The 21,737-nt window shown below is 66.2% G+C and carries 14 protein-coding genes and 1 pseudogene; 9 read left to right on the forward strand and 6 right to left on the reverse strand.

Annotated elements, in window-relative coordinates; translation table 11 throughout:
• Window positions 1-103: 103 nt before the first annotated feature.
• Window positions 104-661 (reverse strand): hypothetical protein, encoded by a 558-nt coding sequence (locus tag OHB12_RS33725; protein WP_327114196.1) that lies wholly within the window; start codon window positions 659-661, stop codon window positions 104-106.
• A gap of 211 nt (window positions 662-872) precedes the next feature.
• On the opposite strand from OHB12_RS33725, the gene aceE reads away from it, so the two are divergent.
• From aceE to OHB12_RS36560, 9 genes are all read left to right on the forward strand, one after another.
• Window positions 873-3,782 (forward strand): pyruvate dehydrogenase (acetyl-transferring), homodimeric type, encoded by a 2,910-nt coding sequence (aceE, locus tag OHB12_RS33730; protein WP_327114199.1) that lies wholly within the window; start codon window positions 873-875, stop codon window positions 3,780-3,782.
• Window positions 3,783-3,793: 11 nt separating this feature from the next.
• Window positions 3,794-5,128 (forward strand): PucR family transcriptional regulator, encoded by a 1,335-nt coding sequence (locus tag OHB12_RS33735; RefSeq protein ID WP_327114201.1) that lies wholly within the window; start codon window positions 3,794-3,796, stop codon window positions 5,126-5,128.
• Between the two features lie 128 nt (window positions 5,129-5,256).
• Window positions 5,257-6,171, forward strand: coding sequence for an ACP S-malonyltransferase (locus OHB12_RS33740; RefSeq protein WP_327114203.1), 915 nt, complete (start codon window positions 5,257-5,259; stop codon window positions 6,169-6,171).
• A gap of 120 nt (window positions 6,172-6,291) precedes the next feature.
• Complete coding sequence (gene acpM / locus OHB12_RS33745) at window positions 6,292-6,594, forward strand: meromycolate extension acyl carrier protein AcpM (protein WP_327114205.1); 303 nt, start codon at window positions 6,292-6,294, stop codon at window positions 6,592-6,594.
• A gap of 10 nt (window positions 6,595-6,604) precedes the next feature.
• Window positions 6,605-7,855: a KasA/KasB family beta-ketoacyl-ACP synthase gene (locus OHB12_RS33750; protein ID WP_327114207.1), complete on the forward strand. Its 1,251-nt coding sequence runs from the start codon at window positions 6,605-6,607 to the stop codon at window positions 7,853-7,855.
• Window positions 7,856-7,978: 123 nt separating this feature from the next.
• Window positions 7,979-9,412, forward strand: coding sequence for an acyl-CoA carboxylase subunit beta (locus OHB12_RS33755; RefSeq protein ID WP_327114209.1), 1,434 nt, complete (start codon window positions 7,979-7,981; stop codon window positions 9,410-9,412).
• Window positions 9,413-9,627: 215 nt separating this feature from the next.
• Entirely contained in the window at window positions 9,628-11,001 is a 1,374-nt protein-coding gene (gene dctA, locus OHB12_RS33760; protein ID WP_327121714.1) for a C4-dicarboxylate transporter DctA, read from the forward strand.
• Between the two features lie 47 nt (window positions 11,002-11,048).
• On the forward strand, window positions 11,049-11,534 hold the full coding sequence (locus OHB12_RS33765) for a winged helix-turn-helix transcriptional regulator (RefSeq protein ID WP_327114211.1): 486 nt from the start codon (window positions 11,049-11,051) through the stop codon (window positions 11,532-11,534).
• A 142-nt stretch (window positions 11,535-11,676) separates the two neighbouring features.
• Complete coding sequence (locus tag OHB12_RS36560) at window positions 11,677-13,575, forward strand: Eco57I restriction-modification methylase domain-containing protein (RefSeq protein WP_442799909.1); 1,899 nt, start codon at window positions 11,677-11,679, stop codon at window positions 13,573-13,575.
• On the opposite strand, the pseudogene OHB12_RS33775 reads toward OHB12_RS36560, so the two are convergent.
• From OHB12_RS33775 to OHB12_RS33795, 5 genes and pseudogenes are all read right to left on the reverse strand, one after another.
• Window positions 13,498-14,100: pseudogene (locus OHB12_RS33775) on the reverse strand (TetR/AcrR family transcriptional regulator); the annotation flags it as partial. The gene OHB12_RS36560 and the pseudogene OHB12_RS33775 overlap by 78 nt on opposite strands.
• Before the next feature lie 267 nt (window positions 14,101-14,367).
• Window positions 14,368-14,553: a hypothetical protein gene (locus OHB12_RS33780; protein ID WP_327114215.1), complete on the reverse strand. Its 186-nt coding sequence runs from the start codon at window positions 14,551-14,553 to the stop codon at window positions 14,368-14,370.
• A gap of 394 nt (window positions 14,554-14,947) precedes the next feature.
• Window positions 14,948-16,123, reverse strand: a complete 1,176-nt coding sequence (locus tag OHB12_RS33785; RefSeq protein WP_327114217.1) for a hypothetical protein — start codon at window positions 16,121-16,123, stop codon at window positions 14,948-14,950.
• 18 nt (window positions 16,124-16,141) lie between these two features.
• A complete protein-coding gene (locus OHB12_RS33790) occupies window positions 16,142-17,737 on the reverse strand; it encodes a hypothetical protein (protein ID WP_327114219.1) in 1,596 nt (531 codons plus the stop codon).
• Window positions 17,737-21,732 carry a hypothetical protein gene (locus OHB12_RS33795; RefSeq protein ID WP_327114221.1) on the reverse strand — a complete coding sequence of 1,332 codons (3,996 nt, stop codon included), beginning with the start codon at window positions 21,730-21,732 and terminating at the stop codon, window positions 17,737-17,739. Before OHB12_RS33795 ends, OHB12_RS33790 begins: the two co-directional genes overlap by 1 nt.
• Between the last annotated feature and the right edge of the window lie 5 nt (window positions 21,733-21,737).

Genomic DNA, 21,737 nt, shown 5'->3' on the forward strand with positions numbered 1-21,737 from the left:
ACAGTAGTTAGTTGCAAGCGAACATGGTTACGGGCTTCAGCGCAAGCTGATCCGACGAAATAGGCACCGAATGTCGCGTTGTGCCGAAGTGTCAACGGCTGTTTCAGCGTTTGGGGCAGGAGTCGCGGACGACGTTGCGAGCGTCGTTCACCCGCTTGCTCGCGTCGTTGAGCGCGCTGACCGGAGCGGTGTAGGTCATCCTGCGCGTCTCGTCGGCCAGCGCGCGTGCCGCGTTCACGTACTCGGTGAATTTGCTGGCCAGATCGGGCGGCAGCGTGTCTTTGACGGCGCTCACGCCGCGCTCCACCGTGTTCGCGGCGTCCTCGAGGGTGGAAGCGGCCCCATCCCGCTTGGCGACGTAGTCGGGCGCGTTCGAATCATGCGCGTCGACGAATTCGTTGTACTTCGAAACACCGGCGCCGGTAGTGGTGGGGAACGGGCCGCAGTTGTCGGAGATCGCCTTGGCCTGCGCTGCCGCCCGCCGCGAGGAAGTCGCCGCCGCCGACGAGGACGTCGCCTCGGTTTTGTACGCCGCCAGGTCGCTCGCGTTCGGACTCGGCGAACCCTCCACCCGATTCGCGCATCCCGCGACGACCAACCCGATCGCGACCGCCCCGGTCGCGCACACCATTCCGAACCCACGTGGGTCCAGTAACTTCATCGTCCTCCCCGCTCCTCACGGCTCCCACGGCTCGACACCTTGCCTGTCGAACGGTACTGGATTTCCGGCTGACATGATGACCTGGGACGCGCCATCGGGAAGGATGGGTGGTGCGCCCGAACCTTTCGTCAACGGGCGGTCCGCCGACCACGCGTGTCCGCCCCGGGATACCGACGCCATCAGCATGTCCACCCCTGTACGAGGAGCAGATTTGACCGACCTGATCCACTCTTCCGCTCCAGCGAAATCCGCTGGCACCAACTCCGCCACCGCCGCGAGCGGCGATCCGAACGGATCGCACCTTCCGCAGCCCGGCGGACGGGTGCGGGTGATCCGCGAAGGGGTGGCGTCCTACCTACCGGACATCGACCCGGAGGAAACCAGCGAATGGCTCGAGTCGTTCGATGAGATGCTCGATCGAGAAGGCCCTGGTCGTGCGCGTTACCTCATGCTCCGCCTATTGGAGCGGGCCGGTGAACGTCGTGTCGCCATCCCATCCTTGACCTCTACCGACTACGTCAACACCATCCCCACGGAGAACGAGCCGTGGTTCCCCGGCGACGAAGAAGTGGAGCGGCGCTTCCGCGCCTGGATCCGCTGGAACGCCGCGATCATGGTGCATCGCGCCCAGCGCCCCGGCATCGGCGTCGGCGGGCATATCTCGACCTATGCGTCCTCGGCGGCGCTCTACGAGGTCGGCTTCAACCACTTCTTCCGCGGCAAGGATCACCCCGGCGGCGGCGATTCGATCTTCATCCAGGGTCACGCCTCCCCGGGCATCTACGCCCGCGCGTTCCTGGAGGGCAGGCTTTCGGCCGATCAGCTCGACGGGTTCCGGCAGGAGTACAGCCACGGTGGCCCCGGCCACGGGCTGCCGTCCTACCCGCATCCGCGGCTGCTGAGCAACTTCTGGGAGTTCCCGACGGTGTCGATGGGCCTCGGCCCGATGAACGCCATCTACCAGGCGCGGTTCAATCACTACCTGCACGATCGCGGCATCAAGGACACCTCCGACCAGCACGTGTGGGCGTTCCTCGGCGACGGCGAGATGGACGAGCCGGAGTCGCGCGGTCTCGCGCACGTGGCGGCCATGGAGGGCCTGGACAACCTCACCTTCGTGGTCAACTGCAATCTGCAGCGCCTCGACGGCCCGGTGCGCGGCAACGGCAAGATCATCCAGGAGCTGGAGTCGTTCTTCCGCGGCGCGGGCTGGAACGTCATCAAGGTGATCTGGGGTCGCGAGTGGGACGCGCTGCTCGGCGCCGACCGCGACGGCGCGCTGGTGAACCTGATGAACAGCACCCCCGACGGCGATTACCAGACCTACAAGGCCAACGACGGCGCCTACGTCCGTGACCACTTCTTCGGCCGCGACCCACGCACCAAGGCGCTGGTGCACGATCTGACGGACCAGGAGATCTGGAACCTCAAGCGTGGCGGCCACGACTACCGCAAGGTGTATGCCGCCTACGCGGCCGCCATGGCGCACAAGGGCCAGCCGACGGTGATCCTCGCCAAGACCATCAAGGGCTACACCCTCGGCAAACACTTCGAGGGCCGCAACGCCACGCACCAGATGAAGAAGCTCACCCTGCAGGACCTCAAAGACTTCCGTGACCTGCAGCGGATTCCGATCAGCGACGCCGAACTGGAGAAGGATCCGTACCTGCCCCCCTACTACCACCCGGGCATGGCGGCGCGTGAGGTCCAGTACATGCTCGACCGACGCACAGCGCTGGGCGGTTTCCTGCCCGAGCGTCGCACTGCGGCAAAGCCGCTGCAACTTCCCGGCGACGAGGCGTACCGCTCGGTGCGCAAGGGCTCGGGCAAGCAGAACGTGGCCACCACGATGGCGCTGGTGCGGCTGATGAAGGAGCTGCTGCGGGACAAGGAGATCGGCAAGCGGATCGTCCCGATCATCCCCGACGAAGCACGGACCTTCGGTATGGACTCGTGGTTCCCTTCGTTGAAGATCTACAACCGAAACGGGCAGTTGTACACGTCCGTCGACGCGGAATTGATGCTTGCCTACAAAGAGAGCACCATCGGGCAGATCCTGCACGAGGGCATCAACGAAGCGGGATCGACCGCGTCGTTCACCGCGGCGGGCACCTCGTACGCCACCCACGGCGAGCCGATGATCCCGCTGTACATCTTCTACTCGATGTTCGGCTTCCAGCGCACCGGCGACGGATTGTGGGCGGCCGCGGACCAGCTTGCCCGTGGGTTCGTGCTCGGAGCAACTGCAGGGCGAACCACGCTGACCGGTGAGGGCTTGCAGCACAACGACGGACACTCGCTGCTGCTCGCCTCGACCAACCCGGCCGTGGTGACCTACGACCCGGCGTTCGCGTTCGAGATCGCGCACATCGTGCGTGACGGCCTACGCCGGATGTACGGCGGCGGTACTCCCCCGCAGGGTGCGGTGGCGCTGCCCGGCACCCATCCGCACGGCAACGCGGGCGAGTTCGGCGGCGAGGACATCTTCTACTACATCACCCTGTACAACGAGCCGTACCAGCAGCCCGCCGAGCCGGAAGGCCTGGACATCCCCGGCCTGCTCAAAGGCATCTACCTGTACAAGCGTGGGGGAGAGGGCGCAGTGCGCGCCCAGATCCTGGTCTCCGGCGTCACCGTGCCGGACGGCCTGCGCGCGCAGGCGCTGCTGGCCGAGGAGTGGGGTGTGCAGGCGGACGTCTGGTCGGTGACTTCGTGGGGCGAGCTGCGCAAGGAGGCGCTGGACAAGGAGATCGCCGCGCTGCGTAGCCCGGGCACCGATCCGGGTGTCCCGTACGTCACCGAGGCGCTGTCCCGGGTCGAGGGCCCGTACGTTGCCGCGACCGACTGGATGCGCGCGGTGCCCGATCAGGTCCGCAAGTGGGTGCCCGGCGACTTCACCACGCTCGGCACGGACGGTTTCGGTTTCTCCGACACTCGCCCCGCCGCGCGTCGGGTGTTCAATGTCGACGCACAATCCATCGCGGTCGCCGCGCTGGCGGGTCTCGGCCGGACGGGCAAGATCGACCCCGCCAAGGCCGTCGAGGCCGCGGCGAAGTACCGGATCGATGATGTGGACGCCGCGCCGAAGCCCGCGGCAAGCGCCGAAGAAGAACTCGCGTAGCGGAACATTGGATGGTGGACCGTAAACCGCCGCGGCCGCGGCGGATCTCCGAAGGCTCGTCCGAGCACGAGGTGTATCTGCCGACCGGTGCGCTCTCCCCGAACCGGCAGACCCGCGACCCCCTTCCGGACACGCTGCTCAAACGCGTCAAGCAGTTCTCCGGCCGCCTCTCCACCGAGGCGGTGGGGTCGATGCAGGATCGGTTGCCGTTCTTCACCGATCTGGATGCCGCCCAGCGTGCCGGTGTGCAGATGCTGGTGCAGACCGCGGTGGTGAACTTCCTGGAATGGCTACAGGACCCGGACAGCGACATCCGGTTCAGCCTCGACGCCTTCCAGGTGATCCCGCAGGACCTGGCGCGGCGGCTCACCCTGCGCCAAACCGTGGACATGGTTCGCGTCGCCATGGAGTTCTTCGAGCAGTGGTTGCCCGCCCTCGCGCGCAACGACCGGCAGTTGGTCGCACTCACCGAGGCGGTGCTGCGCTACGGGCGGGAGCTCGGGTTCGCCGCCGCCTCGGTGTACGCCAGCGCCGCGGAGTCGCGCGGCGCGTGGGACACCCGGCTGGAGGCGCTCGTCGTCGATGCCGTGGTGCGCGGGGACACCGGCCCGGACATGCTTTCCCGGGCCGCGACGCTGAATTGGGACGCCACCGCACCGGCAACGGTGCTGGTGGGCACCCCGCCTGGCGAGCAGGGCGTCTCCTCGGTGGGAGCGGTGCACTCCATCGCGGCGCGGCATGGCCGCGCCGCGCTGGCCGTGGTCCAGGGCACCCGGTTGGTGATGGTCGTCTCCGGGCATCTGGGCGATTCCTCCTATGTCTCCCCGTTCCTCGCCGACCTGCTCGCCGAGGTGTTCTCCGACGGTCCCGTGGTGATCGGCCCGACCACCCGCACGTTGGGCGCTGCGCACGCCAGCGCGCTGGAAGCGCTGGCCGGCATGGAGGCCGTCGTGGGCTGGCGCGGGGCGCCGCGGCCGGTGCACGCGACGGAACTATTGCCCGAACGCGCCTTGTTGGGCGATCGAGCTGCGATCGACGCGTTGAACGAGTACCTTGTCCTACCGTTGGCTGCGGCGGGGTCGTCGCTGGCGGACACCCTCGATGCCTATCTGGATTGCGGTGGAGCGGTCGAGACGTGTGCGCGTCAGCTGTACGTCCATCCAAATACGGTTCGGTATCGCCTCAAGCGCATCGCCGAGATCACGGGTCGTGATCCGATGAATGCGCGGGATGCGTATGTGTTGCAGATCGCCGCCACAGTAGGTCGTTTGACACGAACCCGTAACGAATCGTCAACATCAACCCCAGAGGTCACTCATGCCGCACTGGGCCCCGAGGGCTTGTAACGGGTTCGTGGAATCGCTCGATCGGGACCAGCCACGTGGACATTTGTGGGACTCCCACAAAACCTGCTCAAAACCTTCAGTGGCGTCGACATCTCGTGCGGCCTGCCTCACAGTGTTTTCTTAGAGACGTGATCGCGTTGTTCGCCCCAGGACAGGGCTCCCAGACACCCGGCATGCTCGCGCCATGGCTCGACCTTCCAGGCGCGAATGATCGCTTGACCCTGTGGTCGAAGGCTTCCGGCCTCGACCTGGTCCGTCTCGGCACCACCGCGACGGCCGAAGAGATCACCGACACTGCTGTTACCCAGCCGTTGGTGGTCGCCGCCGCACTTCTCGCGTTCTCCGAAATCGCGCAGGATTCCCTGCCGACCACTACCATCATCGCCGGACACTCGGTCGGTGAGCTCGCCGCCGCCGCTGTCGCCGGCGTCATCTCTGCGGACGACGCGGTCAAGTTGGCCGCTATCCGTGGAGCGGAAATGGCCAAGGCGTGCGCGCTGGAGCCGACCGGCATGTCCGCGGTGCTCGGCGGCGATGAGGCCGCCGTGCTCGAACGGCTCCTCGACCTCGACCTCGTCCCGGCCAACCGCAACGCGGTGGGCCAGATCGTGGCCGCCGGTCGGCTGGACGCCCTCGCGGAGCTCGCCGCGAACCCACCGGAGAAAGCCAGGGTTCGCACGTTGCCTGTCGCGGGAGCGTTCCACACCGCCTTTATGGCCCCGGCGCAGGATGCTGTGACGGAAGCCATAACGACGATCACGCCGGACGAGCCGACCAGGACCCTGCTCTCGAACTTCGACGGCAAGCCGGTCGCGTCCGGACAGGATGCGATAGACAAGCTTGCCGCGCAGGTCACCCGGCCCGTTCGATGGGATCTGTGCATGGAGACCGTCCGGCAGGCCGGGGTATCGGCGGTGGCGGAGCTGCCGCCGGCGGGCGCCCTTGTCGGTATCGCGAAACGGGAGCTGAAGGGCACGCCGACGCTTGCTCTGAAGACCCCGCAAGACCTCCCCGCGTTGTCTGAGCTGACCACATCCGGCTAGCTTTCCTCCGCGACCGTGCATCCATATGCAAGGTTGTGACCGAGTGGGCGGTAACTATCGCCCTACTCGATCCGAAAAACCAAGTAAAGCCCTGCAAAGTAACAAGAAGGGAGCCACGAAGTGGCCGCTCTGACCCAGGAACAAATCGTCGAGGAGCTCGGCAAGATCATCGAGGAGGTGACGGGTATCGAGCCGTCCGAGGTGACGATCGAGAAATCCTTCGTCGATGACCTGGACATCGACTCGCTGTCCATGGTCGAGATTGCGGTTCAGACCGAGGACAAGTACGGCGTGAAGATCCCCGACGAGGATCTGGCCAGCCTGAAGACGGTCGGCGACGCGGTCGCCTACATCCAGAAGCTCGAGGCCGAGAACTCCGACGCGGCCGCTGAGCTCAAGGCCAAGTTCGACAACGCCGAGTAGGGCCGAAACTGTGACCACTCCTTCCACCTTGAACGGGAACTTCCCCAACGTCGTCGTAACTAGCCTGGCGGCGACCACGTCGATCGCGGGTGACGTCGATGCGACGTGGAAGGGACTCCTCAACGGCGAGAGCGGCATCGACGTTCTCGAGGATTCCTTCATCGAGGAATACGACCTTCCGGTCCGCATCGGCGGCCACCTGAAGGTCCGGCCGGACACCCTGCTGACTCGTGTCGAGTGCCGGCGCATGGCGTACGTCGAGCAGCTCGCGACCGTGCTCGGTCGCGAGGTGTGGCGGAACGCGGGCAGCCCGGAAGTCGACTCGGAGCGGCTGGGTGTGGCCATCGGCACCGGGTTGGGTGGCGGCGACGCTCTCATCGACTCGGTTGACAAGCTGAAGAACGGTGGTTATCGAAAGATTTCGCCGTTGGCTGTGCAGATGGTCATGCCGAACGGCCCGTCGGCCGTTGTCGGTCTCGAACTGAAGGCCAGGGCAGGAGTGGTCACTCCGGTCTCGGCATGCTCGTCCGGCTCCGAGGCGATCGCCAATGCGTGGCGGATGATCGTCATGGGTGACGCGGACATCGTCGTCACAGGTGGCGTCGAAGGCTTCATCGACGCGGTGCCGATCGCGGCGTTCACCATGATGCGCGCCATGAGCACCCGCAACGACGACCCGAAGGGTGCCTCGCGCCCGTTCGACAAGGACCGTGACGGCTTCGTCTTCGGTGAGGCCGGTGCCCTCATGGTCATCGAGACCGAGGAGCACGCCAAGGCCCGCGGTGCCACGATTCACGCGCGCCTGCTCGGCGCCGGCATCACCTCCGACGGCTTCCACCTGGTCGCGCCCGACCCCACGGGCGATGGCGCGGCGCGGGCGATGACCAGGGCGATGCAGACCGCTGGGCTGACGAAGAAGGACATCACCCACATCAACGCGCACGCGACCGCGACGCCGATCGGCGACACCGCCGAGGCGAACGCGATCAGCAAGGCCGTCGGCAGCCACGCCTCGGTCTACGCACCCAAGTCGGCCCTGGGCCACTCGATCGGCGCCGTCGGCGCTCTCGAGTCGGTACTGACCGTGCTCAGCATCCGGGACGGCATTGTCCCGCCGACGCTGAACCTGGAAAGCCAGGACCCCGAGATCGACCTCGATGTGGTGAAGGGCGAGGCCCGGCGCCAGGAGATCGAGTACGCGATCAACAACTCCTTCGGATTCGGTGGGCACAATGTGGCGCTCGCCTTCGGTCGGGCATAGCCGCGCGATCGACTGCACAAGGATCACGGCGGGGTCGGCCAACTGGATTTGGCACGACCCCGCCGTGATTCGACATACGCAGCCGCAGTAGCGGCGAACTCAGTGAGGTGAGGAGAAAGCGCGATGACAATCATCGCTCCCGCGTTTCCCGAGGAGGCAACAGCCGATCCGCGCGATCCGGTGGGTCGACTCCACCGTTTCTTCGATCCCGGCACCATTCTTCCGCTACACCCGCGTGACAAGTCCGGCGTGCTCGCTGCTATCGGCGAGGTGGACGGCGTGCGCACCGTGGCCTACTGTTCCGACGCCACCGTCATGGGCGGCGCGATGGGGGTGGCGGGCTGCAAGCACATCGTCGACGCCATCGACACCGCCATCCAATCCGGCATCCCGGTGGTCGGGCTGTGGCACTCCGGTGGCGCTCGCCTTGCCGAGGGTGTCGAGGCCCTGCACGCGGTAGGCCTGGTCTTCGAGGCCATGGTCCGCGCCTCTGGCCTGGTTCCGCAGATTTCCGTGGTGCTCGGCTTCGCCGCTGGTGGCGCCGCCTACGGTCCCGCACTGACCGACATCGTGATCATGGCGCCGGAAGGCCGCATCTTCGTGACCGGTCCGGACGTGGTGCGCAGCGTGACCGGCGAGCAGGTCGACATGGCCACCCTCGGCGGGCCGGAGACGCACGGCAAGAAGTCCGGTGTCACCCACATCGTCGCCGACGACGAGGCCGACGCGATGCATCGGGCGCGCCGTCTGGTGTCCATGTTCGCCGAGCAGGGCGAGTTCGACCTGACCGCGGCCGAGCACGGCGACATCGACCTTAAGGCGATGCTGCCGGAGTCGGCCAAGCGCGCCTACGACGTGAAGCCGATCGTTCACGAACTGCTCGACAACGTCGACGGTGAGTCGACGTTCGAGGAGCTGCAGGGCCGCTACGCGCGCAGCATCGTCACCGGCATCGGCCGCCTCGGCGGTCGCACCGTCGGTGTGCTGGCCAACAACCCGATCCGGCTGGGTGGTTGCCTGAACTCCGAAAGCGCCGAGAAGGCCGCGCGTTTCGTGCGGCTGTGTGACGCCTTCGGCATTCCGCTGGTCGTCGTCACCGACGTACCGGGCTACCTGCCCGGCGTCGGCCAGGAGTGGGAAGGTGTCGTGCGCCGCGGTGCGAAGCTGCTGCACGCGTTCGCCGAGGCGCGCGTTCCGCGGGTCACGCTGGTCACCCGAAAGATCTATGGCGGCGCCTACATCGCGATGAACGCCCGCTCGCTGGGTGCGACCGCGGTCTACGCGTGGCCGGGCTCCGAGGTGGCCGTGATGGGCGCCAAGGCCGCGGTCGGCATCCTGCACAAGAAGGCCCTCGCGGCCGCGCCGGAGGAAGAGCGCGAAGCGCTGCACGAGCGGCTGACCGCAGAGCACGAGCGCATCGCGGGTGGCGTCGAGCGTGCCGTCGCGATCGGTGTTGTGGACGAGGTCATCGACCCGGCCAAGACGCGCAGCGTCATCGCCGCAGCCTTGGCGGCAGCGCCGTCCCGTGCGAGCAACCACAAGAACATCCCGCTCTGACCCACCGCACACCACAGTGGGCCCCGGTCATCCGGGGCCCACTGTGCGTTTCCTACCGGACTCCGCACGGCGGCTCGGTTCCTCGCAGATGCCGTCGCATGCGTGAGACGTAAGCGGTTGCGTGAAGTCGGGATATATCGATGGGGTAGCGAAGACGCAACACGGGGGACACCGGGACGATACGGGGGATTCGTAGGGTTCGTCGCGTGGCTGTGATGATTGAATCCTCGGGGGAAGTGGGCGACGAGGTGGGGTCGCGGACGCCGTGGTATCGGTCGCTGTTCGTGCAGTTGCTGGTCGCCATCGTGGCGGGCATCGTGCTCGGGGCGATCTGGCCGGATTTCGGCGCTGATCTCAAACCGCTGGCCGACGGATTCATCAAGCTGATCAAGATGGTGATCGCGCCGATCATCTTCTGCACGGTGGTACTCGGCATCGCCCACGTCGGCGACATGAAATCGGTGGGGCGGATCGGCGTGAAGGCGCTGATCTACTTCGAGGTCGTCACCACCTTCGCGCTGCTGTTCGGATTGCTGGTCGGCAACCTGGTCAAGCCGGGCGCCGGGTTCGATATCGACCCGCAGACCCTGGCCACCGGTGCGGACAAGATCGCGCAGAAGACCGGCAGCGGCGAGCTGCCACATACCGTCGAGTTCCTGCTGAACATCATTCCGGCGTCGGTGGTCTCCGCGTTCGCGGAAAACGCGCTGCTGCAGGTGCTGTTCTTCGCGGTGCTGTTCGGGCTGGCCCTCGCCAAGTTCGGTGAGCACGGCCCGCCGGTGATTCTGGAGGCCGTCGACCACATCGGGCGGATCTTCTTCACCATCATCGGATGGATCATGCGGTTGGCGCCGCTGGGCGCGTTCGGCGCGATGGCCTACATCGTCGGCCAATACGGCCTGTCCTCGCTCGGCAGCTACGGCAAGCTCATCGCCTGCTGCTACGGCGCGGCGATGCTGTTCCTGCTCGTCCTCGCGGTGGTGGCGCGGGTGTTCGCCGGGGTGAATCTGTGGAAGTTCGTGCGGTACATCAAGGACGAGTTGTTTCTGGCGCTCGGCACCGCCTCCACCGAAGTGGTTCTGCCGCGGATCATGATCAAGCTGACCGAAGCGGGGTGCTCCCGAGCGACGACCGGCCTGGTGATCCCGACCGGGTACTCATTCAACCTCGACGGTGCGACGCTGTACCTGTCTATCTGCGTGCTGTTCCTGGCGCAGGCGCTCGGCGTCGACCTGAGCCTGGGGGAGCAGATCACCGCGGTCGGGGTGTTGATGCTGACCTCGAAGGGGATGGCGGGTGTGCCCGGTTCGTCGTTCCTGGCGCTGTCGGCCACGATCAGCGCCATCGGGCACGGCTCCATCCCGGTGGCGGCGGTGGCGCTGCTGCTCGGCGCAGATCGCATCATGGACTCGATGCGGGTCACGGTGAATCTGCTCGGCAACTGTGTCGCCACCGTCGTGGTCGCGGCATGGGAAGGTCAGCTGGACCTTGCGCGGATGCGCGCAGTGCTCGACGGCGAGGCGGTGGCGCCGCGGCCGGAGGAGGATCCGATGGTGGCCTACACCCGGGATCAGCCTGCGGGATCGTGAGATTTCCCAGGCACAGGGACGGGGGGACCTATCGGTAGCATCGTCGGGTGCGCTACGAAGAACTGGCCGATGCGCCGTGCTCGATCACGCGCCCGCTCGTGGTCTTCGGTGACCGGTGGACTCTGCTGGTCCTCAACAATTGCTTCTCGGGTGTCCGCCGGTTCAATGCTTTCCACAGCGCACTCGGTATTTCCCGCAATCGACTGCAAGACCGCCTGGACCGGCTGATCGAACATGACATCCTGGTCAAGCGGAAGGCCGCCCTCGGTGCGCACGAGGAGTACCGGCTCACCCCCAAGGGCCACGACCTCTACCCGATTCTTCTGGCAATCCGGGACTGGGACGACGCCCACATGGCGCCCGACGGCGCTCCGGTGCGCTACCGTCACCGCGACTGCGTCGGGGAGGCGCACGTGCGGCTCGAATGTGACTCGTGCGGAAGAGAACTCACCGCCGGAGAGGTGGCGCCGGAGCCGGGCCCCGGCCTGCCCGACTCCTCCGGCGTAGCGGCGTCAGCGGAAACAGGACGCTAGATCACCTTGGGCGCCGCGGCGTAAGACCCGACGCCGGCATCGAATGTCTCGATCCGGACCAGCGCGACGAGCCGCTGCCGGTCGGCGAACGGGTTGTTCGCATTGTCGCGATCGCAGCGCCTGGACGAGGCAGAATCCGGGTATGGCTTCCGAGGCGCGGGACCGAAAGCGGCACGGTAGGCACTACACGCCGCCCGCGCTGGCGCGGTTCCTGGCGGGCAGGCTGCTGCGGCACGCCGTGCCGTCGGCATCCGGGCTCCTGCGCGTGCTCGATCCGGCCTGCGGTGACGGCGAACTGCTGTTCGCGGTGCACACGGAGGTCGCGGCGCGATTTCCCGGCGCGCGGCTGGCCCTGACCGGTTACGACCTCGACGGCGACGCGCTCGCGGTGGCGCGCGAACGGGCCGGTGCGGCAGGGATTGTCGTGGACTGGCAGGTGGCCGACTTTATCGCGGTCGAGGCGGAGCTCGCGGACGGTTCGTTCGACGCGGTGATCACCAATCCCCCGTACGTGCGGACCCAGCAGCTGGGCGGATCGACGGCCCAGCTGCTGAGCAAGCGTTTCGGGTTGTGTGGACGGATCGATCTGACGCATCCGTTCGTCGCGACGCTGCCACGGCTGCTGCCTACCGGGGGCATGCTCGGCCTGTTGTGCGCCAATAGATTCCTGACCACTAAGGCGGGTGCGAACATCCGGCGGCTGCTGCTGAGTGAGCTGACGCCGGTCGAACTGTACGACCTGGGCGATACCAAGCTCTTCGCGGCGGCTGTGCTGCCCGCGATCACCATCGCGCGTCGCGACAGCTGCCGTGGCAACTGCCGCTACGTTTCCGCGTACCAGGTGAGTTCCGGCGAAATACCAGGTGAAAAGGATCTTTTCGATGCGCTGACAGCGGATCATCGCTCGCTCGTCCAGCACAACGGGCGCACCTTCGCCGTCGAGGTCGGCAGGTTGGTGACCGGGCGGCATCCGCAGGACAGGTCGACGCCGCGTTTCGCATCGGAGCAGAAGACCGTGCCACGTGGCACGCGCGAACCCGACGCCGCGTGGCGGATGTCGCACGACGCGGTCGACATCTGGCTGGCGAAGGTAGGCGCCGCCACCTGGCGCAGCTTCGGTGATGTCGCGCGCATCCGAGTCGGCATCAAGACCACCGCGGACAGCGTTTTCATCTCCGACCGCTGGACCGAAGCCGACCCGTGCCCCGAGCCCGAACTCCTGCTCGCCCTGATCACCCACCACGATCTCGGCCCGTGGCTGGCCACCCGCCACCGCGACATCCGCGTGCTGTACCCCTACGACCTGGCACGTTCACACCGCACCCCCGTCGATCTCGCCGACTTTCCGGACGCCGCGGCGTATCTGCTGGCCAACAAGGAGACGCTCGCCGCTCGCCGCTATGTCACCGCGAGCGGGCGGGCGTGGTTCGAGATCTGGGTTCCGCAGCGCCCGCACCTGTGGCGCGAGCCGAAGCTCGTCTTCCCGGACATCAGCGATCGTCCTCGTTTCGCGCTGGACCGCTCGGGCGCGGTGGTCAACGGCGACTGCTACTGGATCTCGCTGCCCGACCTGGCCGGCGCAGGCCCCGCCGCGGAGAAGCTGGCGTATCTGCTGATGGGCGTAGCCAATTCGGCGCTCGGGCTACGGTTCTACGACGCGGTCTGCGGCAACCGTCTGTACTCCGGCAGGCGGCGCTGGATCACCCAGTACGTGTCGCGGCTTCCGCTACCCGACCCGGCCACGGCCCGGTCCACGGGCGTCGTCGATCTGGTCCGCGAGTTGGTCGAAGGCCGTTCGCCCGACGCCGCGGCCCAGGCCGAGCTGGACGAGCGCGTGGCGGCGGCGTTCGGACTCCGGCTAGGCGCTGACCCCGACCCCGACCATCGGCAGCAGGGTGCGGCGGGCGAACTCGCGGGCGGCATCCTGGTCGGTCACCGGGATGAGGCCGTCGGGCGTGAGCGCGAGGGAGAGCGCCAGCCGGGCCATGATCTCGGCGACCAGGTCGGCGTCGAAGTCGTGCGTGCTGCCGGCATCCCGTAGTTCGCGCAGCTTCTCGGCCAGATAGCCGCGGCCGACGGAGAGGATCGGTCCCGCGTCGGTGGTGAGCCGGGGCAGGATCAGGTCGGGCTCGGTCCGCAGCAGTCGGCGCAGCAACTCATTGCCCGCGATGGCGCCGATAAAGGCGACGAAGATCTCCACAAGCTGATCATCGGTGCCGGAAACGGCCTGCACCTGCCGGTCGATAGCGGCGACGAAGCGCTGCGCTTCCCGCACGCTCACCGCCTCGACGAGGTCGTTCTTCGACTCGTAGCGCCGGTACAGTGTGGCCGGGCTGATGCCCGCGCGGCGCGCGATCTCGCCCATGCTGGTCCGTTTGATGCCGAAGTCCAGGAACGCCGAGAGTGCGCTTTCCAGCAGCTTCTCGCCGTCGGCGACTGGCTTGTCCAGGATGCGCTGGAGTATGGGCGGAACGGTGGGCATCGGATCTCCAGTGGTCTCGGCGCGGACGCCAGGCGGGTCGGCCGCGCGGAGCGGCACAGCGACGGAGCGGACGGGGACGTTCATTATTCCACCGGGATACCGTCGTGTGGTCGGGCATGCCCGACGGGAACCGAGCGTCAGGCGATCTTGACCATCCGACGCGACGACAATGCCCTGCGCGCGGGACTTTTCACCTGCCGTTCATCGTCGAGACCGCGGCGTCCGCGCCTGGATGGTGGCTGACAAATGGGTGCGGATGCGGCCGCGCTGATGGCGCTGGATCAGCACGCCGCGGCCGGTCTTGTCCCAATCACCGTGGCAACGTGACACGCGGCGACCATGGTGTTCGAGTCACTGGCGGGGTAGATTCAACTCGGCCATTTCCTGCTCGATCGCGTTCGCGGCGAAATCGACACCGGTGGAACGTAATTCATGAACCCGACGCTGGAGTGCCTCGACTCCGCCTGGTTGGGCCGCGATGTCGGCCACGCTGATCCGCCCCTTGGGCCGGTGTACACCCGACTGCACGTACGACACCGTGATACCTCCTGCCTGCACGCTCGCTCAGCGACCCGGGTTGGTTCACCACTGCGCTACGAGCCGCACGACAACCGTTCCGGCAGGAGACCCCGGGTCACCGGGCACGCTGGCTGAATGTTATCAGCGCTTCTGGTGATGCCTTCGATAAATGTGGCCTGTATCACACCTCATTTGCCGTGCGGTGACGGGCTGTGTTGTGTACATAGGCGGTCGCATTCAGGCGAATGCGACCTTGCTCTGACTCGCCCAGTTCGCGGCGGACCTTGCCGGGCACACTTACAGTCCCCCTGCTGCTGACGCGCACCGATCCGAAAGCGCCGAAGCGGCCGTGAATTGGACAGCGGCAACGGACGTCTGGGGCGGTGAGCAGCGCGGCCTGGTGCGCCTTCACTCACTGCTTCGCGAGGGTGCCGGTTCCGAGGGGATACCATGCCGCTCGGTAGGTGCCGTCGCTTTCTGGCGAGCTGATGGAGACGTTGCTGTCCCGGGCGATGGGCAGAACCATTCTGCGGCCGGTGAACTGGGTGGGGTCGTTGTAGGGGTCCGCTGTGCTGGTGTTGATCGCATAATCGACTTCTTGTTCACCGGGGCCTGTCACCTTGACCACGATGCCGGAATGCTCGCCCCGGACGGTGCACAGCAGGAGCCCGTCGGTGGTCGCGGTGTGGTTTCCGGTAGTGGTGATGAGATGGGGATCCGTCAGAATGCTGGCGGTGTAATCGATGGAGAGGTTGTCGAGGTCGACATCGGTTGGTTGGACGGTGACCAGTGTGGTCAGTGTATGGGTGCGTTTTTGCTGGTGGGTTTTGTCCCACAAGGTGAGGGTGAGTATGAAGAGGGTGGTGTGGGAAAGGGTGAGGGAATGGCTTTCGCCGGGGCCCGTGTACGCGCCTGCGCCGTCGTCGTTGAGGTCGGTGATGTCCATGGGGCCGGCGAGTTGGTCGTAGTCGATGGTGAGGGTGTAGTACGGCTTGCCTGGGGTTGCACCCTTGTCGAATCCGATCGGATCGCACGACCAGCTGAGCTGGAGGTGCTCGCCCTGCCGGACGAGGACCTTGTCCGGCGGGTCGGCGCGGAAACTGTCGAATACGGTTCCCGCGGGGCATTTTGCGAGCGGGATGTTCTGAGACGGCCGTGCGTCACCGATGTGTTCCGTGACCGTGATGATGGTTGTCGTGAGGTCATCGGATCGGAGTTTGTCGCTGACCTTGACCGTGACCTTGACGTTCAGGGAGTCACCGGGGCCGAGTACAGGGTGGCGGCTGTTGTGTGGCGTGAGGGAGAGGTAGTGAACGTTTTTATTTTTGTCGAATGCGTGCTTGAAATCCCAGCTACCGGGATGTGACGGTGTGATTATGGAGTCCTGGACGGCCTGGTCGGTACAAAGATTCTCGGGAGTATCGCCGGGATTGAGGTCGATGGCGATTTCCTGACAGGTGATGTCGCTGTTCGTCTCGTTCTTGAACGAGAAATAGAGGGTGACGTTCTTACCGGCATTGGGTGTTTCCGGATCGGTGCTGAAGTTTTCGAGAACGATGGGGAGGGGACCGCCGTCGCCGTTGCTCATCGTGTGCTCCTCCGGGTGCTATTGCGCGAGGTCTTCGGGACCGAGAGGGTGCCAGCTGAGCTTGTGTTGCAGGTCCGCGTCTCCGGTTGTGGCGAATGTGACCTTGCTGGCTTTGCGGATGGGAAGTGTGAAGTTCTGATTGTCCCGGCCGTGGAGGTCCTCGGCGGAGTCCGAAGTGATCGTGAAGCCTTCCGGCGGGACGGGGCCGCAGGCGCCAGGCGGAGTGATCTCGACACGGAGTGTGCCGCCGGCGACGGAGCCGAAGAGGAATCCGTCTGTCGGTGCGGTGTAGTCGGTGCCATGCTCGAGAGGCGTCTGACCGGTGTGGAGCATACGGCTCGATCCGGTGACGCGGAGGTGGCCGGCTCGGAGGTCGCCACCCAGGATCACACTGGCGGTGGTCAGGTCCATGGAGGCAGGGGTATCGCCGTCGGGCTGATAGGTGGCTCGGAGGTGGTAGCCGACACCGATGCCGTTGAGAGGCTCGGTGGGGACGGTGAAGTAAGCGAGCTTCTCGTTTCCGGGATCGGTGGTGCGATAGGCGCGGATCTGGTCGTTGTCCAGGCGAACCGTCCGGGTGTCGGGTCCGCTGGAAACGTTGTAGGTGAGGGTATAGCCGAATGGCGAACCCTCACTGTTCTCGGGTCCGTGCCAATGCAGGTCGGTGATGTCACCGGCATGGACGGTGAGGTTTGCGGGATAGAAGTCTTCGACGGGCCGGTCTTCCGGCCACTGGGCACCGGCAGCTTCGTCGGCATGGGCGGCGGTGGGGGCGCGCAGCGGCGCTTCGACGCTGTCTGCCAGGTTGTCGGTGAGGTTTCCGGTGCCGACAGGGTGCCAGGTCAGGCTGTATGCCTGCGGGTCGGGAAGCCCGAATGCGAGGGTGCTGTGCTTGCCGATCGGAATGGTGAGGTTGCAGTTGTATGCGCCCCGCGAGTCGGTGTCGGCGACGAGGAGATGCCAGGTGGAGGGCATACCGGCCCGCCCGCCTGTCCTGGGGTTCGCAGGGGTGACCTGAATCCAGAGTCTGTCGTCGGTGACCGAACCACACAGGAATCCGTCGGTGAGCGCGAGGTATTGCGTGTTGTTGGCAAAGCCTTCCTGGGTCTCGGTGAGGATGTGGGTGGTTCCGGTGAGGCTGTTGATGCTGCCGGCTTCGAGATCACCGCGATGGACGAATGTCGCGGTGGTCAGGTCCTGGGTTTCTTCGACTCCTTGCTGTTTGCAGACGGCCTGGAGGTGGTAGCCCACGGCGATGCCGTCCAGGGGCTCGGTCGGGTAGGCGAAATCGAGGAGTTTGCCAGGGTCGCCGGGGTTCGGGAGTGCGTATTCGAGTGGGCTGTCGGGGTCGTCGGGGTCTTGTCTCTGGAACAGGTCCGTGTCGTTCACCGTGACCTGCCGGGCGTCTTCACCACCAGTGTTGTAGTACAGGGAGTAGTGGACAACCGGGTTGTTCGTGCAGGTCCAATGCAGGGTGGTGGTTTCGCCTCGGATTATCGGGGTGTCGTCGGCGTAGAAATTCTCGAAGGTTCCGTCGTCGCCGGTCGGCCAGAACTGCACCGGCGGCCCCGTGGGAGCCTGGCCGGCGGGGTGGGGTTCGTTGCGGCTGGTCACTAGGGCTGCTCCTGGTGCGGACGAGTCGCCGCATCGATGGGAACCTGCGAGGAGTTCGTCGTCTCCGGCATGTCTTGCGTCGGGGACGCAATCTGGTCGAGGGTGGTGGCCAGGGTCAGATAGCCGGTGCGGGCGACGGAATTGGGCTGGTCGAGGTGAGCGACGACGTCGGGAGAGGTGATGGGGTAGTGGTCCCACGGCACGGCGGTCTGCGCCGCCTGGCTCAGAGCCGTGCGACCGGTGCCGTCCGAGCGCGGTTCGGACCAGTCCCAGATGCCGGTCCACGCGTCGGGGCGGGGCATGACCATGCCTGTCACCTGGGTGACCTCCCCGGTGTTCGGATCGGGTTGGCTGGTCGGGGCGGGCCGGGTGCCGGCCAGGATCGGGCCGACCCGGCAGGCGATCTGCAATCGTGACAGAGGTGTGCGGAAAGCTTCGTCGGGCAGGCGGACGCTGACCGCGGGCAAGATGTCGGTCACTGCGTTGATCTCTGCCCACGGGTGGGCCAGCATCGTCACGTAGGCGACGACCGGTGTGACTGGGTCGTCACCGTGAGCATGCGGATTTTCCGGCATGAGTGCGAGGTTGACCGGCAACGCGAGGTCCTGAGCGGTGATCTTGCGGGCGTAGCCGCTGTCCCCGCCGTCGGCGGTGCGGAAGACGCTGTAATCGGTGTTCTCACCCTGCAGGACAGGTCCGTCGGGGCCGTCGGTCTTGTGGGTGAAGTAGCCGATCAGGCCGTCGGTGGTCACGATGACGCCGTCGTCGTTCTCTTGCTGGCCGCCCAGCCGGATGTTCCACCTCCACTGCTTTTTCAGGTAGTCGGGCGTGGGGAAGTCCAGCACCGGGTACGGCGCGGAGTCGCTGCCCCAGCTGGGATCGGTGATGGGCAGCGTAAAGCTCTCCAGAGTCAGCCGGGCCCGCAGCAGCGCGACGGGCATCCCGATCAGCGGCGCCACCATCGTGCCGTCGTTGCCGGGAGGCGGGGCGGTGGCGGCCGAGTCGTCAATGCGCCGCATGAGGGCGTCGAAAGCCTCGGTGCCGCCGTTACGCAGGCCGGTGAGGAAGCCGAAAAGCTCGGGGCATGTGCGGGCGAAGTCGCCGTTCGGGTCGGTCGGGTCGTCGTGGTGGGGGTAGTAGGGGAGGGTGGCCCAATCGATGGCCGCCCCTTCGGTGTGCCCGTCGGTGCCGATCCCCTTGCGGGCTTCCATGATGCCGCGCCCGCACTCGTCATGAACGAGCAGGGACTGGGAGAGGTGATTCAGGAGCAGCCACCCGAGCGCCGGAGTCGGGGCCGGTTCGCTCGAGGTGGCCACGACCGGCGGGTCGTTGATGACCGCCCCGGGGACGGCGGCGGAAGTGTTGGCAGGGACCAAGTCGAATCGCAGCCGAGTCGGTCCGGTGATGCGTGGTGCCAGTTGCACGTAGCAGCCGGGGTTCGTCCACTTCTCACCCACCGTGATCGGTTCGTTGTTCTCGGTGCTGGGCTCGAGGGTGTCGGCGATCCACGGCAGGCGCTGTGCGGGGCTGAGTTCGCCGCCGATGCCAGCATCGATGTAGGTGAAGTTGCGTCCCATGGAGTCCACGACACCGGCGAAGGTGACAACGAACTGTCCTGCGCAGGCAGGGAAAAACCGGATTTTCGCGGTCGGGGCCATCACGTCGGGGTCGGGCGAGGGGAAGCCGCTGTCGGGGTAGTCGTAGCCGGCAAGCACGTCACACAGGTGGCTCTCGCTCGGGTCGTTCTCGTTCGGCTTGACCCCCATGCCCGGCATGCGCTGATCCAGGTTCCGGTGAAAACCGTCCAGCATCTGCGAGATCTCTCCGACGCCGAGCCGACCGGCCAGATCCTCGAGCGCTTCGAGGGGCGCATCGGTGTAGCGGCGCAGGTGTCGTTCGACAGCGCCGTTCACCAGGTGCCGCGGCAGGTCGGTCAGAGCGGAACGACCGACGAACTTCCATGCGGGTATCGGCTGCGGGGCACCGGTTTTCGTCAGCCGGTAACGGCCGCTGCCGGCGTCGAAGACCCAGTGGTAGCCGTCGTTGGCGTCGGCCGGGATGGGGTAGTAGTCCATCTCCCACAGCAGGTAGACCGGCGACCACGGCTGGTCCCACATGCCGGTGAAGTATCCCGGGCCCGTCGCCTGCCCTGCGGCATCGTGGAAGGCCTCGGAGACGCCGTGAACCAGGGTTTCGATGTCTTTGACCAGGTCGTTGTCCTCGGCGGTGCCGCGAGCTGCGGCCCGGGACAGCAGCGTGAACTCACGGAACAGGCCGGTAAAGCACGCCCGCACGTGGCCCGGAAGTTTGGCGCTCCAGTCGGGCAGCGGCGGCGGTTCCGGGGGCGGCTGCATATCGTTGTCGATGAGCATGGCGGCCACCAATTGATCGTCGGAACGACACGGCAGCGCCTCTGGATACTGCTCCTCCTCGGCATTCACCCCGCCGAGCACGACGACCGGATCATAGGGTGCGTAGAAAGGGGGGAGCGGGACAGCTTTCAGCGCGCGGTGGATCCCATCAGGATTCTGGCACGTCGGATCCAGACCCTGAGCCCTGGCGTACCGGGTGATGCTCGCCTCGAATTCCTCCGCCGTCGCCCCGTACGGGATCCCGTCCGCCTCGGCGAGCAGGCCCTTCATCTCATCCTGAACTCGCCGCAGTCCGGACGCGAGCTTGTCGATCGCCGTACCCGGGTCGAAGTCCGCCGGTCGTCCGGCACCTCCGTCCTCGGGCGGCATCTTGCCCAGCCGCCACAGGTCGTACAACCTGTTCTGCAATCCGATTTCGTTGCGCGCGAGCAGGTTGTATCGGTATTGCTTTTCATTGAGTTCGGCCAGCCATTCCCGCTCCTTGTTCAGTTCGTCCTCCGTCACGGAGGTCCGAGATCCCGGCGCGTCGGTGATAGTCCAGGCGTGGCCGATGTCGTGCGGGATGAACCACGAGCTGTGCACACGGTCGTCGAACTTTTGCGGCGCGGTGTCGAGTGTTTCGAGGCCGTCGGTGAGAAAGGCATGCAGGAGTCGGCCGACAGCGACATCGTCACTTTCACTGTGCAGGTCGGCAGTTTGGGCCTCGGCGGTGTTGTGGCCCACCGCGAGGTGGGCTTGGCTCGCGCTGTCGGGCAGATTCCCCTGGGGGTAGTCACGGTTTGTTCTGTCCCACGGCAGCCGTAACGCCGTCCCGGCGTATACCGAGACCCTGTCCGTCTCGATGCGACCGGGTGCCCAGCCCAACGCGTCGAGTAGCGAGGTCAGATCCGGCGCCCCGAGCGCCGAACGCTGCTTCCGGCGTGCGGCGAGGATGTCCTCGGCCGGGTCCGAATACCAGCCCACCACAAGATAATCCAGTGTCGCTCGATCGACGCCGTCGAGATTGTCGTAGAACGAGAAGACGCCGCGGTGATACGGCAGGAAACCGCAGAAGTCCGGAAGTCCCGGACCGATCGCGGTGAGAAAAAGATCGGTTGTCTTCTTCTCCTCCCAGGCGTTGATCTCGAACGCCCGCCCGATCGCTCCCTCCTTGAGATCTCCCCGGGTGTAGTACTGGTCCGTCCTCGGCACCGTGAATGGATAGGGAGAACGGTTCCCCTGCCACGGGTAATTCTGCCAAGCGTCGCGGCCCGGACTGTTCGAGTCCTCGACGGTGTCCGGATCGACGAGACTGTCGCTTTCCGCTACCCAGGCCTCGAAGGAGGGGGATGCGCCCGCAGGCCGGCTGGAGCGCACGACGAGCCACCGGTTGGGAACCAGCGGAAACTCGTTCCCCTCGGCCTGGTGGGCACGTAGCGCGTGCGGTAGCGACCAGTGCACATGTGCGCCTACCTCGGGCTGGTCATCCAGATGAGGGTCGGGATACGGCTCGGGAGGAACCGCCAGATTCGTGGGATCGGTGAAGTCGAGGGTCCAATGTCCGTAGCCTTCTTCGCGTTCACTCGCCACTGTGTTGACGAGGTAGGTTTTGATCTGCACGGGAACGATCAACGGGTGGGTCATCGTAA

Origin of the sequence: Nocardia sp. NBC_01730, from assembly GCF_035920445.1 — a bacterium.
Lineage (GTDB): Bacteria > Actinomycetota > Actinomycetes > Mycobacteriales > Mycobacteriaceae > Nocardia.